Here is a 16,067-nt window from a genome sequence, read left to right on the forward strand (position 1 = left end):
CGTGGAACTCAGAAGCGGCCGCCGCCGCCCCGCCGGCCGCGCGTGCCGCTGCCGCCGAAGCTGCCCGGCCCGCCGCCGAAACCTCCGCCCCCTCCCCTCCCGGAACCCCCGCCGAACAGCCCGCCGAGGACGATGCCGCCGAGCACGGCCCCGCCGAGCCCGCCGCCACCGCTCACTCCCCCTCCTGATACACCGCCCAGCCCGTTCGGGTTCCCGTACCGGCGCACGTCCTGCTCGGCGAGCTCCTGCGCCCGCCGGGCCAGCGCGTCCGCCTGCTGCGCCTCCGCCAGCGCCGACTGCGGCTCGGCCGCCGCCAGCGCCCCGGCCCGCTCCAGCCGCCGCCGGGCCTCCGCGAGCCGGGTCCTGGCCTCGCTGCCCACCGCGCCCCGGTGGGTCTGGACGAAGTCCGCGGCGGCGCCCAGTTCCGCACGGGCCGTCAGCAGCGCCTGCTCCAGGAGCGCGCGGGCGCGCGCGTCGCCGGACTCGCGCTCCCGTGCGCCGGCCAGTGCCTGGTCGAGCGCCGTGTCCGCCTCCTTGATCCGCCGCAGCGCGTCCAGCGGGTCGTACCGCCCCGCCTCCACCAACCGCCGCACCTCCGCCGCCACCGCCTCCGCACGGGCGATCCGGCCCCGCAGGTCACCGGTCGCGGCGCCCTCCGCCGTCCCTTCGAGGAGGCCGCGGGCCTCCGCCAGGTCGGCGTCGGTCTCGGCGAGCACGCCCGGCAGCCGGCCCTCCGCCTCGGCCAGGTCCCGCGCCCGCCGGTCCACCGCCCCGGCCAGCCGGGCCGCCTGGTCGACCGCCCCCTCGGCGGCGCGCACGTGCACGGCCGCGACGCCGGTCTCGCCGCCGTCGACGGCCTGGCGGGCCTGGTCGATGTGCGTGGTGGCGAAGACGAGCCGGTCCTTCGCCTGCTCGACGTCGCCGGCGACGGGGGAGGCGGCGGAGGCGGCGTACCGCTCGCGCATCGACGCCAGCGCGGCCTCGGCGGCGGCGACCCGGCCGGTCTGCTCGCGGAAGGCGGCCTCCACGGCGGCCAGCGCCTCGGGCGCGGTCCGCTCCAGGGCCCGCAGCCGGTCGAAGTCCTCGCTCTGCGCGTCGAGCCGGGCGTCGGCCTCGGCGCAGCGCCGCAGGATCTCCTCCAGCATCGAGCGCCGGGTGGCCTCGTCCTCGGGGAAGGAGTCGTCGAGCCGCTGCCGCAGCCGGAAGGAGGCGGTCAGCTGCTCCTGGGCGAAGGTCACCGCCTCCTCGAAGGGGCGGGTGGCGTCCTCGCCGAACTGGGCGGTGGCGAAGCCCAGTTCCTCCTGGCTGGTGCGGACGGCGTCGTCGGTGGCGACCAGGGTCCGCCGGGCCTGCCCGTCCAGCTCCTCGACGGACGGCCGCGCGGGCCGCGCGTCGCGGCCCCAGCCCTGCCCGCCGCCGGGCGTGGTGCGGGTCGCGGCCCGCCGGCGCCGGCGGGTGTACGCGTACGCCGCGACCGCCCCGGCGCCGCCGACGAGCGCGAGCGGGAGGACCAGGTCGGTGCCGGAGGTGCCGGCGGAGCCGCCGGGGTCGGCGGGGCCGGGGGTGATCGCCGGGGCGGGGACCGGGCGGCCGGCGAGGACGGCGGCGTAGCCGTCCGCCGCGCCGATCGCGGCGCCCGCCCAGTCGTTGCGCCGCAGCGCGGGCTCGATCGCGGTGCCGGCCACCTCGTCGAGCTGGTCCTGGGTGAGACGGGAGGAGGGATCGGCGGAGTAGCCGTACCGCCGGTCGTGGGTGGCGACGGCGAGCAGCACGTCGTCGCGGCCGAGCCCGTTGCGCTCGGCGGTGGCGTCGGCCCAGTCCTGGCCGGAGCGGCCGGAGAAGTCGCGCACGTAGACCACGAAGAGCTGGATGCGGCGGTCGTCGTAGAGCCGGTCGAGGGCCGCGGCGACCTCGGGGCGCCGGTCGCGCAGGGCGCCGACCCGGTCGAGGACCTGCCCGTCGGAGGGGAGGACGACGGGGTCGTCGGCGCGGGCGCCGGCCGCGGCGGGCACGACCGCCCACCACGCCGCCACCAGCATCGCGAGCAGGACTCGGGTGGCTGTTCGGGTCACAGAAGGGAGGTTATGTACGGAGATGCGGCCTCGCGACCGGACGGGACCGCCGGAAACCGACCGCCGTGCTCGTACGTCCGTGTCAGTGCCGATCTTCACCATGGTCTCCGGCGGGCGGGGAGGCCCATGACGCTCTGGGGGCACGAATGGACGGACGACTGAAGCGGGTGTGGCGCAAGGGGCGCTGGTGGGCGCTGGGGCTGGTGCTGCTGCTCGTGGTGCCGCCGCTCTTCGCCGCGCTGGCCCTGCGGGTCAGCTACGCGGGCGACCTCCGCGACGACGCCCGCACGCGCGGCCGGGACGCGTACTGGATCGGGCACGCGTGGGTGGACGGCCGCAAGAAGGACGCCGACGTGCGGGAGCTCGCCGAGCGGCTGAAGGGCACCGGGATCAAGGACCTGTACGTGCACGCCGGACCGCTCGAACACGACGGGACGCTGCCCGCGGAGCGGCACCCCCGCGCGCGGTGGCTGACCGACGCCCTGCACCGGGCCCTGCCGGGGGTGCGCGTCCAGGCGTGGCTCGGGGACGTGCTCGCCAACGACGGCCCGACCGGTCTCCGGCTCTCCGACGCCGCCTCGCGCGCCGCCGTGACGGCCTCCGCCGGGCAGGTCCTCGACGCGGGTTTCGACGGCGTCCACTTCGACCTGGAGCCGCTCCAGTCCGGCGACGCCGACTACCTGACGCTCCTCGACGGCCTGCGGAGCATGACCCGGGAGCGGAAGGCGGTGCTCTCGGTCGCCGCCCACCAGATCGACCCGCTGCCGGGCGCCCACCACGCCCTGCTCCTCGCCGGCGACAACGGCAAGTGGTGGTCCCAGGAGTTCTTCGGCGAGGTCGCCCGGCGGGTGGACCAGATCGCCGTGATGTCGTACGACACCTGGATGCCGCTGGAGAGCCTGTACGGCGGGTACGTCGCCCAGCAGACGGCGCTCGCCCTGGAGGTGACGCCGGAGACGACGGACCTGCTCATGGGGCTGCCCTTCTTCCACGAGGACGACCTCGGCCACCACGAGCACGCGGAGACCGTCGCCGCCGGCGTCCGCGGCGTGCGGCTCGGCCTCGGCCGCACCGACCCCGGCCGCGAGCGCTTCGGCGTCGCCCTGTACGTGGACTTCGCGGAGGAGCCCGGCGACTGGGCCGCGTACCGCGCCGGCTGGTCCCGCGCGGGCTGACCGGCCGCCCCGCCCGGCGCGCGTGGCCGCTGGGGCGGCGGGGGCGGTTGGGCCGCACGAGTGGGTTTGCCGGGGGCGCCGCCGTGTCGTGGGGGCCGGGTCCGCCGGGTGCCGTTCAGTGGGATGAGTAAGAGAAGTCTGATCATCTCCAAATGGCATGAAAACGGACGAAGGGGTAAAAGTCATGTCCCTGGTCGGCGTCCCCCAGGGGAGGACATGGGCCGGTCCCTCCCGGAGCCCCCGCTCCCGGACCCTCCGCTCCGTGGCCACCCTCACCAGCGCGGTCCTCGCCGTCACCGTCCTCGCCGGATGCAGCTCCGACGACGACGCCGGCGCCGCCCCGGCCGCCGCCCAGGACAACGCGCCCACCGCGCGCGCCCTGGTCGACGACGGCGGCACCCTGCGCTGGGCGGTCGACGCCCCGCCGGCCACCTTCAACGCCTTCCAGGCCGACGCCGACGCCACCACCGGCCGCGTCGCGGGCGCCGTCCTGCCGGCCCTGCACACCCTGGACGAGCGCGGCCGGCCCCGGCTCAACCCCGACTACCTGGAGAGCGCCGAGGTCGTCGAGACCGAGCCCCGCCAGGTCGTCCTCTACAAGATCAACCAGCAGGCCGTCTGGAGCGACGGGCGCGAGATCGGCGCCGCCGACTTCGTCGCCCAGTGGCGCGCCCTCAGCGGCCGCGACACCGCCTACTGGACGGCCAGGAACGCCGGGTACGAACGCATCGAGAAGATCGAGAAGGGCAAGAACGACCTGGAGGTGCGGGTCACCTTCGCCAAGCCCTACGCCGACTGGCGCTCCCTCTTCACGCCCCTCTACCCCAAGCAGGTGATGGGCTCCCCGAACGCCTTCAACGACGGGGCCCGCACCACCCTCAAGGCCACCGCCGGACCGTTCCTGCTGAGCAAGACGGACCGCGCCTCCGGCGACGTCACCCTCGTCCGCAACCCCCGCTGGTGGGGACAGCCCGCCAAGCTCGACAGCCTCGTGCTGCGGGCCGTGCCGCGCGCCGACCGCGAGGAGGCCCTCGCCGCCGGGAAGCTCGACCTCGCCGAGATCGACCGGGCCACCGCCGAGCGGATCGCCCTCGCCGTCAAGGACGCCGGCGCCGGCCGCAGCGGCGCCGAGGCGGCCCGGCTGCACGGCCCCGGCTCCGGGATCACCCCCGGCAAGGCGCTCGGCTCCTGGGCGCTCGCCCACGGCGCCGACGAGGAGCTGGCCGAGCAGGTCATCGCCGCCCGCGCCGCCAACCAGGCCGCCGCCGCCCGCTACGCCCGGGCCCAGGACACCCTCGCCCGCTACGTCGTGCGCAAGTCCCTGGAGCCCGCCTACACCCAGCTCTCCCTCAACGGCGAGTCCGGGCCGCTCGCCGACGAACGGGTCCGCCGCGCGGTCGCCCGCGCCATCGACCGCCGGGAACTGGCCGAATCCGTGCTCAAGCCGCTCGGCCTCCCCGCCGAGCCGCCCGGCAGCCACCTCGCCCTGGCGGGCCAGGCCGCCTACGCGGACAGCAGCGACGCCCTCGGTGACCAGGACACCCAGGAGGCCCGCGCGCTCCTCGCCGACGCCGGCTGGGTCCCCGGCGGCGCGCGGAAGAAGCCGGCCGGCACCGAGGCCGGCTCCGAGGCGGAGAAGAAGGCCGGGAAGAAGACGGACGAGCGCGAGGCCGACGCCAAGAAGAAGGCCGAGAGCGGCGACCGGGCCGCCGACACCGCCTCCGACGACGGCCTCTACATCGTCGGCGACGACAAGCCCGGCGAGCTCGCCCCCCGGATCGGCCCCGGCGGCCCCGAGCAGACCCGCGTCCTCGCCCCGGCCCCCGCCGCCGCCCGGGAGAGCGCCGCCCTCCTCGCCCGCGCCGAGGCCCTCGACACCGGCGCCCGCGCCGCCGTCCAGCCCGGCAACGGCAAGCCCGACCAGGGCGTCGCCGGCGCCTACGCCCCCCGCGGCAGCGCCGCCCCGGCCGCCGTCCCCGCCGCCTCCCAGGCCCTCGGCAAGGACGGCAAGGCCCTCAGCCTCCGCTTCGTCCTGCCGTCCGGGCCCGGCTCGGAGACGCTGCGGGCGGTCGGCGACCGGATCGTCCGGATGCTCGACGCGGTCGGGATCCGCACCGAGGTCACCAAGGTCTCCGACGAGAGCTTCTTCAAGGACCACGTCGCCGCCGGCGACTACGACCTGGCCCTCTACTCCTGGCCGGCGTCCGCCTACCCGGCGACCGACGCCCGGCCGATCTTCGCCAAGCCCGAGCCCGCCTCGGACGGCTCCCTGCTGGTCGAGCAGAACTACTCGCGGGTCGGCACGGACCGGATCGACCAGCTCTTCGACCAGGCGGCCGGCACCCTCGACGAGGAGGAGGCGGGCGAGCTGATCCGCCAGGCCGACGCCCGGATCTGGGCCGCCGCCGGGTCCATCCCGCTCTACCAGCGCCCCCAGCTGGTCGCGGCCAGGAACGACGTGGTCAACGCGGGTGCCTGGGGCTTCGCCGCCCCCCGGTACCAGGACATCGGTTTCAAGAAGAGCGAAACGACCAAGGGTAGCCCGTCCCGCCGCTGAAACCGCAGGCCACAACCTCAGAAGCAGCTCAAGTTCCTTGCCCGCCGGCGGCCCCGGCGGGCAGGATCGCGTCGGCCCCTTGACCCGGGCGGCATGACTTTCCCCACACCCTGTGACCGGCAGCACCCCGAAACGTCCCAGTAGACCCTCTCGGATCCCTCCGGGGAAGCCCCTTGCACGGCAGCCCCGTACCATAGGACATAGCCGTGGCGCGTCCGCCCGGCGGGCGTAAGAGGAACTGACGCCGATTCCCACGATCCGAGAGAAGCGCAAGCCACCCATGCCCACGCGCCACGACATCCGTAACGTCGCCATCGTCGCCCACGTCGACCACGGCAAGACGACCATCGTCGACGCCATGCTCAAGCAGGCCGGTGCCTTCGCCGCCCACCAGCAGCTCGACGACCGCATGATGGACTCGAACGACCTGGAGCGTGAGAAGGGCATCACGATCCTCGCCAAGAACACGGCGGTGAAGTACCACCCCAAGGACGGCGGGGCCCCGATCACGATCAACATCATCGACACCCCCGGCCACGCCGACTTCGGCGGCGAGGTCGAGCGCGGTCTGTCGATGGTCGACGCCGTCGTCCTCCTGGTCGACGCCTCCGAGGGTCCGCTCCCGCAGACCCGCTTCGTGCTGCGCAAGGCCCTCCAGCAGCGCAAGCCCGTCATCCTCTGCATCAACAAGACGGACCGCCCGGACTCCCGGATCGACGAGGTCGTCAACGAGACCTACGACCTGTTCCTCGACCTGGACGCCGACGAGGACCAGATCGAGTTCCCGATCGTCTACGCGTGCGGCCGCGACGGCATCGCCTCGCTGACCAAGCCGGAGGACGGCACCGTCCCGGCGGACTCCACCAACCTGGAGCCGTTCTTCTCCACGATCCTGGAGCACGTCCCGGCCCCGGTGTACGAGGAGGGCGCGCCGCTCCAGGCCCACGTCACCAACCTCGACGCCGACAACTTCCTCGGCCGCATCGCGCTGCTCCGCGTCGAGCAGGGCGAGCTGCGCAAGGGCCAGACGGTCGCCTGGATCAAGCGCGACGGCTCGGTCCAGAACGTCCGCATCACCGAGCTGATGATGACCGAGGCGCTCACCCGCAAGCCGGCCGAGGTCGCCGGCCCCGGTGACATCTGCGCCGTCGCCGGCATCCCGGACATCATGATCGGCGAGACCCTCGCCGACCCCGAGAACCCGGTCGCGCTGCCGCTCATCACGGTCGACGAGCCCGCGATCTCGATGGTCATCGGTACGAACACCTCGCCGCTGGTCGGCCGCGGCGGCACCGGCAAGGGCGCCGACGCCAAGGCCGCCGTCAAGGACCGCAAGGTCACGGCCCGTCAGGTCAAGGATCGCCTGGACCGCGAGCTCATCGGCAATGTCTCGCTCCGCGTCCTGGAGACCGAGCGCCCCGACGCCTGGGAGGTGCAGGGCCGCGGCGAGCTGGCGCTGGCCATCCTGGTCGAGCAGATGCGCCGCGAGGGCTTCGAGCTCACCATCGGCAAGCCGCAGGTCGTCACCAAGGAGGTCGACGGCAAGGTTCACGAGCCGGTCGAGCGCATGACGATCGACGTGCCCGAGGAGCACATGGGCGCCGTCACCCAGCTCATGGGCGTCCGCAAGGGCCGCATGGACAACATGTCGAACCACGGCTCCGGCTGGGTCCGCATGGAGTTCGTCGTCCCGTCCCGCGGCCTCATCGGCTTCCGCACGGAGTTCCTGACCCAGACCCGTGGCACCGGCATCGCGCACTCGATCCACGAGGGCCACGAGCCGTGGTTCGGCCCGCTCCAGACCCGTAACAACGGCTCCCTGGTCGCCGACCGCGCCGGCGCGGTCACCGCCTTCGCGATGACCAACCTCCAGGAGCGCGGCGTCCTCTTCGTGGACCCGGGCACCGAGGTCTACGAGGGCATGATCGTCGGTGAGAACTCGCGCTCCGACGACATGGACGTGAACATCACCAAGGAGAAGAAGCTCACCAACATGCGCTCCTCCTCCGCCGACTCCTTCGAGGCGATCGTCCCGCCGCGCAAGCTGTCCCTGGAGCAGTCCCTGGAGTTCTGCCGCGACGACGAGTGCGTCGAGGTGACCCCGGAGGCCGTGCGCATCCGCAAGGTCAACCTGGACCAGCGCGAGCGCGCCCGCGCGGCCTCCCGCGCCAAGAACGGCTGACCGGCCGGACACCCCGAGAACGGCTGAGCCGCATCTCACACCGAGGGCCTGGCCACTCGCATCATGTGCGAGTGGCCAGGCCCTTTTCGTCAAACGCATTGGCCCCGACGAGTGTCCGGAATTCGGTCATCGCTCTCCGGTACGTGTGTTAACGGTCCGTTTCGGGGGTGTCTGTCTGTGCTCAGTTTGTCCGGATTTCGGTCTTCGCGGCCAAGGTGATGTTGTCAAAACGAGACCACTTAAGTGTGGTTTACAGCCCGGACGTACTTAATAGTTGGCTCCATTGAGCTCGGGTCAATGGGTCACGCACTGTGGGGAGTGCCGACTCACGAGCACACTCGGGGTACCGGGGGATCAACGCCGTCAGGGGTGTCGGCAGGTCTCGAAGTGCCCTTCTTGTAGTGACAAGTGGACTCATGAGGAGGAAACCCATGCGCGGTGCCAAGAGCGCCAAGTGGGTAACGGGCGCGATCATCGTCGCCCTGGCTGCGACCGCCTGTGGCGGGGGCAAGAGCGACGGTGGCAACAGCGACGCCAAGGGCAAGATCGACCCGAACGGCATCTACTCGATCGAGGTCGGTGAGCCGGAGAAGCTCCTGCACACCGGTGACACCATGGAGTCCAACGGCTCCATCGTGATGTCCGGCCTGTTCTCGACCCTGGTCGACTACAAGGCCGACGGCTCGCTCGAGATGATCAACGCCGAGTCGGTCACCACCAGCGACTCGAAGCTCTGGACCGTCAAGCTCAAGAAGGGCTGGAAGTTCCACGACGGCACCCCGGTCACCGCCAAGTCCTTCGTGGACGCGTGGAACTGGAACGCCAACGTCGAGAACGCCCAGGGTCTCGCCTCCTGGTACGCCGACATCAAGGGCTTCGAGAAGGTCCACCCCGAGGAGGAGGGTGCCAAGCCCACCTCCAAGACCCTCGACGGTCTGAAGGTCGTCGACGAGACCACCTTCACCATCGAGCTCGCGAAGCCGGTCCCGTACTTCGCGCACAAGCTCGCGTACATCTCCTTCGCCCCGCTCCCCGAGTCCTTCTTCAAGGACCCGCAGGCCGCCGGCCTCAAGCCGGTCGGCAACGGTCCCTACAAGTTCAAGAGCTGGGACCGCAAGAAGCAGATCGAGATCGTCCGCTTCGACGACTACACCGGTCCGAACAAGGCGAAGAATGGCGGTGTGGTCTTCAAGAACTACACCACCCTCGAGGCCGCCTACGAGGACCTGAAGTCGGGCAACGTCGACGTCCTCCGCCAGATCGCCCCGAAGGACCTGCCGGTCTACCGCCAGGACCTCGGCGACCGCGCCGTGGACCAGCCGTACTCCTCGATCCAGACCATCGCCGTCGCCTTCTACGCCGACCAGTGGAAGAAGCCGAAGCAGATCGACCCGAAGGTCATCCAGGGTCTGTCGATGGCCATCGACCGCGCCACGATCACCAAGACGGTGCTCAACGGCACCCGCGAGCCCGCCACCGGCTGGGTCGCCCAGGGCGTGCTCGGCTACCAGCCGAACGCGGTCGAGGTCACCAAGTTCGACCCGGCCAAGGCCAAGGAGCTCATCAAGGCCGGCGGCGGCGTCCCCGGCAACAAGATCTCCATCCAGTTCAACGCCGACGGCGGTCACAAGGAGTGGGTGGACGCGGTCTGCAACTCCATCACCCAGGCCACCTCCGTTCAGTGTGTCGGCGACGGCAAGCCGGACTTCCAGTCCGACCTGCAGGCGCGCAAGAACCAGCAGGTCAAGTCCCTGTACCGCTCCGGCTGGGTGCTCGACTACCCGGTGAACGCCAACTTCATCTCGGACCTGTTCCGCACGGGTGCGGGCGGCAACCAGGGCGGCTTCTCCAACAAGGAGCTGGACGCCAAGATCGCCAAGGCCGACTCCGCCAAGACCCTTGAGGAGTCCGTCAAGGAGTACCAGGCGATCGAGAAGGACCTGGTGAACTACATGCCGTCCATCCCGCTCTGGTACTACAAGGTCAACGCGGGCTACTCGGAGAACGTCTCCGGCGTGGCGTACGGCCAGGACGGCGACCCGATCCTGACCGGCGTCGAGGTCAAGCAGAAGTAATCACCCGAGCGTAGTCCGCATGCCGTCACGGGACTGACGGAACGTCAGTCCCGTTTCGGTGCCTTACGCAGTGGCTGGGGGGCCCTTCCGTGGCATCGCGCTGTCCGAAACAGGGCAGCCATGCCGGGGGAGGGCCCGTCGGCTGCGGCCGTCACATCTCAACGGAGGCATGATGGGGCGCTATGTCGCACGACGACTGCTCCAGATGATCCCGGTCTTCTTCGGGACAACCCTGCTGATCTTCCTCATGGTCTACAGCCTGCCCGGCGACCCCGTGGCCGGTCTGTTCGGCGACAAGGGCGCCAGCCCGGCGACCATCGAGGCGATCCGGCACAAGCTCGGTCTCGACCAGCCACTGTGGAAGCAGTACTGGGACTACATCACCGGCATCATCCTTCACTTCGACTTCGGGACGCAGATCCGCAACGACCGTCCCGTGACCGAAGTGCTCGGCGACGCCTTCCCGGTGACGCTCCAGCTGGCCACCCTGGCCTTCGCGTTCGAGCTCATCTTCGGCATCGGCCTCGGCGTCATCGCCGGTCTTCGCGCCGGCCGCCTGGCCGACAACGCCGTCCTCATCTTCACGCTGCTGATCATCTCGATCCCGGTCTTCGTGCTCGGCTTCTTCGTCAAGATGCTCTTCGCGGACAACCTGGGCTGGATCGAACCCAACGTCAGCAACGAGGCGTTGTGGTCCGAGATGATCGCCCCGGCGGTCGTCCTCGGCGGACTCTCACTCGCCTACGTGGCCCGCCTCACCCGTACCTCCATGGCGGAGAACCTGCGCGCCGACTACATGCGCACGGCCGTCGCCAAGGGCCTGCCGCGGCGCCGGGTCATCGGCGTCCACCTCATGCGCAACTCGATGATCCCGGTCGTCACCTTCCTCGGCACCGACATCGGCGCCCTCATGGGCGGCGCCATCGTCACCGAGCGCATCTTCAACGTGAAGGGCGTCGGCGGTCTCATCGCCGAGTCGATCACGCGGCGCGAGGGCACCACACTGGTCGGCCTCGTCACCATCCTGGTGATCGTCTACCTCCTCACCAGCCTGCTCATCGACCTGCTGTACGCGGTCCTGGACCCGAGGATCCGGTATGCCTGACGTGACCAAGACCGCCGCCGTCGAAGACGCCGTCGCACCCCCCTCGGCGACGGAGCCGAAGGGCGCGCACAAGCCGGAGAAGGCCCGCTCCCTCTGGGGCGACGCCTGGGCGGACCTGCGCCGCAACCCGTACTTCATCGTCTCGTCGGTGCTCATCGCCTTCCTGCTGCTGATCGCCGCCTGGCCGACCCTCTTCACCAGCGCCTCGCCCACCGCGGGTGACCTCGTGAAGCACTTCCTCGGCAAGCCCGAGCTCGGCAGCATCGGCTCCGAGGGCTGGTTCGGCTACGACCAGCAGGGCCGTTCCGTCTACGCCCGCGTGATCTACGGCACCCGTGCCTCGATCATCGTCGGCATCTGCGTCACCCTCATCGTCACCGTCGTCGGCGGCCTCATGGGCATGATCGCCGGCTACTTCGGCGGCGTCTGGGACGCGATCCTGTCCCGGATCACCGACATCTTCTTCGGCATTCCGTTCCTGCTCGGCGCCATGGTCGTCCTGCAGTCCTTCACGGAGCGCACGGTCTGGGTCGTGGTGGGCGCGCTCGCCTTCCTCGGCTGGACCCAGATGGCCCGCGTCATGCGCGGCGCCGTGATCACCGTCAAGCAGGCCGACTACGTCCACGCGGCCAAGGCCCTCGGCGCCGGCACCTCCCGGATCCTCTTCCGGCACATCCTGCCGAACGCCATGGCCCCCGTGATCGTCGTCGCCACCATCGCGCTCGGCGGCTACATCTCGGCCGAGGCCACCCTGTCCTACCTGGGCCTGGGCCTCGCCGCGCCGACCGTCTCGTGGGGTGTCGACGTCTCCACCGCGGTCGACCAGATCCGCGTCGCTCCGCACGTGCTGCTCTGGCCGTCGATCATGCTGAGCATCACCGTCCTGGCGTTCATCATGCTCGGCGAAGCCGTTCGCAACGCCCTCGACCCCAAGCTGCGCTGAGGAGGGCGTAAACCGTGAGCACCATCAACAAGACCGCGTCCGTCCCCGCGCCGCGAGAGAGCGGCGAGCACAACGGACCGCTGCTCGAAGTCAAGGACCTGCACGTCGAGTTCCACACCCGTGACGGTGTGGCCAAGGCGGTCAACGGCGTCAACTACTCGGTGGACGCCGGCGAGACCCTCGCCGTCCTCGGCGAGTCCGGCTCCGGCAAGTCCGTCACCGCCCAGGCCATCATGGGCATCCTCGACATGCCGCCCGGCAGGATCCCGCAGGGCGAGATCCTGTTCCGCGGTGAGGACATGCTCAAGATGTCCGACGAGGACCGCCGGAAGATCCGCGGCCGGAAGATCGCGATGATCTTCCAGGACGCGCTCTCCTCGCTGAACCCGGTCCTCTCCGTCGGCTACCAGCTCGGCGAGATGTTCCGGGTCCACCAGGGCCTGTCCAAGAAGGACGCCAAGCTCAAGGCCATCGAACTGATGGACAAGGTCAAGATCCCCGCCGCCAAGGCGCGGGTCAGCGACTACCCCCACCAGTTCTCCGGCGGTATGCGCCAGCGCATCATGATCGCCATGGCGCTCGCCCTGGAGCCCGACCTGATCATCGCCGACGAGCCGACCACGGCCCTCGACGTGACGGTCCAGGCCCAGGTCATGGACCTCCTCGCGGAGCTCCAGCGCGAGTACAACATGGGTCTGATCCTCATCACCCACGACCTCGGCGTCGTCGCCGACGTCGCGGACAAGATCGCCGTGATGTACGCCGGTCGGATCGTCGAGCAGGCGCCCGTCCACGAGCTGTACGCGCGTCCGGCGCACCCGTACACCCGGGGTCTGCTGGACTCGATCCCGCGCCTGGACCAGAAGGGCCAGGAGCTCTACGCGATCAAGGGCCTCCCGCCGAACCTGCTCAAGGTCCCCTCCGGCTGTGCCTTCAACCCGCGCTGCCCCAAGGCCACCGACCTCTGCCGCACCGAGGTCCCGGCCCTGGTGCCGGTCACCGAGCAGGACGGCGCGGACCTGCCGGGCCGCAAGAGCGCCTGCCACTTCTGGAAGGAGACGATCCATGGCTGAGCTCAGCAAGAACGACGAGGCCGTGGCCGCCGCGCTGGACGTCCCCGTCCAGCGGGGGGAGCCGATCCTCCAGGTGCGCAACCTGCAGAAGCACTTCCCGCTGACGCAGGGCATCCTCTTCAAGAAGCAGGTCGGCGCGGTCAAGGCCGTGGACGGGGTCTCCTTCGACCTCTACCAGGGCGAGACCCTCGGCATCGTCGGCGAGTCCGGCTGCGGCAAGTCCACGGTCGCCAAGCTCCTGATGAACCTGGAGCGGGCCACCGCCGGCGAGGTCTTCTACAAGGGCCAGGACATCACCAAGCTGTCCGGCCGCGCGCTGAAGGCCGTCCGCCGGAACATCCAGATGGTGTTCCAGGACCCGTACACCTCGCTGAACCCGCGCATGACGGTCGGCGACATCATCGGCGAGACCTTCGACATCCACCCCGAGGTGGCCCCGAAGGGCGACCGGCGCCGCAAGGTGCAGGAGCTCCTCGACGTCGTCGGTCTGAACCCGGAGTACATCAACCGGTACCCGCACCAGTTCTCCGGCGGCCAGCGCCAGCGCATCGGCATCGCCCGCGGCCTCGCGCTCAACCCGGAGATCATCATCTGCGACGAGCCGGTCTCGGCCCTGGACGTCTCCGTCCAGGCGCAGGTCATCAACCTGATGGAGAAGCTCCAGGACGAGTTCAACCTGTCCTACATCTTCATCGCGCACGACCTGTCGATCGTCCGGCACATCTCGGACCGCGTGGGCGTCATGTACCTCGGCAAGCTCGCCGAGATCGGTACGGACGAGGAGATCTACGACCACCCCACGCACCCGTACACCCAGGCGCTGCTCTCCGCGGTGCCGGTGCCGGACCCGGTGGCGCGCGCCAACCGCGACCGCATCATCCTGACGGGCGACGTGCCCTCGCCGGCGAACCCGCCGTCGGGCTGCCGCTTCCGCACCCGGTGCTGGAAGGCCCAGGAGAAGTGCTCCACCGAGGTGCCGGTCCTGGCGGTCCCGGAGCGCTTCCGCGGCCAGGACACCCTCGCGGCCCACGAGTCGGCGTGCCACTTCGCCGAGGAGCGGGACGTGATCCACGCGGGCTGACCGACCGTGACGGCCTGATGGACCAGGGCCCCTCGCACCCCCGCCGGGTGCGGGGGGCCCTTCCGCGTCCTGCCCGGCCCGCGCGCACTCCCTCGGAGGCCGTAAAGGTGCATACCCGTCAATATCGGGTGATATTGAGCCCTAAGTCACGCTTAGGACAATCGGGAGGCACTCCATGCGCGGAGCCACGCACGCCAAGTGGGCCGCACTGGCCACCGCCGTCGCCCTCGCGGCGACCGCATGCGGCGGCGGTGACGACAGCGGCGGCGGAGGGGCCGACGGCATCGTGAGCTCCTCCTGGGGAGACCCGCAGAACCCGCTGGAGCCGGCGAACACCAACGAGGTCCAGGGCGGCAAGGTCCTGTCCATGATCTTCCGCGGTCTCAAGCAGTACGACCCGAAGACCGGCGAGGCCAAGGACATGCTCGCCGAGAAGATCGAGACGAAGGACTCGACCACCTTCACCATCACCGTCAAGGACGGCTGGACCTTCTCCAACGGCGAGAAGGTCACCGCCCAGTCCTTCGTCGACGCCTGGAACTACGGCGCCCACCTGAAGAACAACCAGAAGAACGCCTACTTCTTCGGCTACATCGAGGGCTACGACAAGGTCCACCCCGACAAGGGCGAGGCCACCGCCGACACCCTGTCCGGCCTCAAGGTGACCGGCCCGCGGACCTTCACGGTGAAGCTCACCCAGAAGTTCTCGACCTTCCCCGACACCCTCGGCTACGCCGCCTTCGCCCCCCTCCCGAAGGCGTTCTTCGACGACCGCACCGGCTGGCTGGCGAAGCCCGTCGGCAACGGCCCGTACACCGTCGACTCGTACGCCAAGGGCTCCCAGATGGAGCTCAAGCGCTGGGACGGCTACCCCGGCGAGGACAAGGCCCAGAACGGCGGCATCACCCTCAAGGTCTACACGGACAACAACACCGCCTACACCGACCTGATCGCCGGCAACCTCGACCTCGTCGACGACGTCCCCGCCGCCCAGCTCAAGAACGTCTCCGCCGACCTCGGCGACCGGTACATCAACACCCCGGCCGGCATCATCCAGACGCTCTCCTTCCCGTTCTACGACGACGCCTGGAACAAGCCGGGCCAGGAGAAGCTCCGGCAGGGCCTGTCGATGGCCATCGACCGGCAGCAGATCACCGAGACGATCTTCCAGAAGACCCGCACGCCCGCCGTCGACTGGACCTCCCCGGTCCTCGGCGAGGAGGGCGGCTTCAAGGACGTCTGCGGCGACTTCTGCAAGTACGACGCCGCGCGGGCGAAGAAGCTGGTCGCGGAGGGCGGCGGCATCCCCGGCGGCACGATGAAGATCTCGTACAACGCCGACACCGGCTCCCACAAGGAGTGGGTGGACGCCGTCTGCAACTCCATCAACCGCGCCCTCGGCAACAACAAGGCGTGCGTCGGCAACCCCATCGGCACCTTCGCCGACTACCGCAACCAGGTCACCACCCAGAAGCTCGACGGCCCCTTCCGGGCCGGCTGGCAGATGGACTACCCGCTGATCCAGAACTTCCTGCAGCCGCTGTACTACACCAACGCCTCCTCCAACGACGGCAAGTACACCAGCGCCGAGTTCGACAAGCTGGTCGACCAGGCCAACGCCGAGGCGGACATCCCGAAGGCGATCGGCCTCTTCCAGAAGGCCGAGGAGGTCCTCCGCGACGACATGGGCGCGATCCCGCTCTGGTACCAGAACGGCAGCGCCGGCTACTCCGAGCGGGTCGAGAACGTCACCCTCAACCCGTTCAGCGTCCCGGTCTACGACCAGATCAAGGTCAAGTGACGA

10 protein-coding genes are annotated in these 16,067 nt (G+C 70.5%); 9 read left to right on the forward strand and 1 reads right to left on the reverse strand.

What is annotated here, in order from left to right:
• Positions 1 to 8: 8 nt before the first annotated feature.
• Positions 9 to 2,039 carry a TPM domain-containing protein gene (locus ACFVQZ_RS21365; RefSeq protein WP_383624951.1) on the reverse strand — a complete coding sequence of 677 codons (2,031 nt, stop codon included), beginning with the start codon at positions 2,037 to 2,039 and terminating at the stop codon, positions 9 to 11.
• 179 nt (positions 2,040 to 2,218) lie between these two features.
• Here ACFVQZ_RS21365 and ACFVQZ_RS21370 point away from each other — a divergent pair, with 179 nt between their 5' ends.
• From ACFVQZ_RS21370 to ACFVQZ_RS21410, 9 genes are all read left to right on the forward strand, one after another.
• Entirely contained in the window at positions 2,219 to 3,247 is a 1,029-nt protein-coding gene (locus ACFVQZ_RS21370; RefSeq protein WP_321193016.1) for a hypothetical protein, read from the forward strand.
• Between the two features lie 184 nt (positions 3,248 to 3,431).
• Positions 3,432 to 5,804 carry an ABC transporter family substrate-binding protein gene (locus tag ACFVQZ_RS21375; protein ID WP_383624863.1) on the forward strand — a complete coding sequence of 791 codons (2,373 nt, stop codon included), beginning with the start codon at positions 3,432 to 3,434 and terminating at the stop codon, positions 5,802 to 5,804.
• A 280-nt stretch (positions 5,805 to 6,084) separates the two neighbouring features.
• Positions 6,085 to 7,986 (forward strand): translational GTPase TypA, encoded by a 1,902-nt coding sequence (typA, locus tag ACFVQZ_RS21380; protein ID WP_030496032.1) that lies wholly within the window; start codon positions 6,085 to 6,087, stop codon positions 7,984 to 7,986.
• Positions 7,987 to 8,417: 431 nt separating this feature from the next.
• Positions 8,418 to 10,061 (forward strand): ABC transporter substrate-binding protein, encoded by a 1,644-nt coding sequence (locus ACFVQZ_RS21385; protein ID WP_383624867.1) that lies wholly within the window; start codon positions 8,418 to 8,420, stop codon positions 10,059 to 10,061.
• Between the two features lie 172 nt (positions 10,062 to 10,233).
• Positions 10,234 to 11,166 (forward strand): ABC transporter permease, encoded by a 933-nt coding sequence (locus ACFVQZ_RS21390; protein ID WP_383624954.1) that lies wholly within the window; start codon positions 10,234 to 10,236, stop codon positions 11,164 to 11,166.
• Positions 11,159 to 12,109, forward strand: coding sequence for an ABC transporter permease (locus tag ACFVQZ_RS21395; RefSeq protein ID WP_383624870.1), 951 nt, complete (start codon positions 11,159 to 11,161; stop codon positions 12,107 to 12,109). The genes ACFVQZ_RS21390 and ACFVQZ_RS21395 overlap by 8 nt, the downstream gene beginning before the upstream one ends.
• A 14-nt stretch (positions 12,110 to 12,123) precedes the next feature.
• The gene (locus tag ACFVQZ_RS21400) at positions 12,124 to 13,182 is read left to right on the forward strand and encodes an ABC transporter ATP-binding protein (protein ID WP_030496028.1); all 1,059 of its coding nucleotides are present in this window, start codon (positions 12,124 to 12,126) and stop codon (positions 13,180 to 13,182) included.
• Positions 13,175 to 14,263 (forward strand): dipeptide ABC transporter ATP-binding protein, encoded by a 1,089-nt coding sequence (locus ACFVQZ_RS21405; protein ID WP_030496027.1) that lies wholly within the window; start codon positions 13,175 to 13,177, stop codon positions 14,261 to 14,263. The genes ACFVQZ_RS21400 and ACFVQZ_RS21405 overlap by 8 nt, the downstream gene beginning before the upstream one ends.
• Positions 14,264 to 14,438: 175 nt before the next feature.
• Positions 14,439 to 16,064, forward strand: a complete 1,626-nt coding sequence (locus tag ACFVQZ_RS21410; RefSeq protein ID WP_383624875.1) for an ABC transporter substrate-binding protein — start codon at positions 14,439 to 14,441, stop codon at positions 16,062 to 16,064.
• Positions 16,065 to 16,067: the final 3 nt, after the last annotated feature.

Origin of the sequence: Streptomyces sp. NPDC057854 (assembly GCF_042797055.1) — a bacterium.
Lineage (GTDB): Bacteria > Actinomycetota > Actinomycetes > Streptomycetales > Streptomycetaceae > Streptomyces.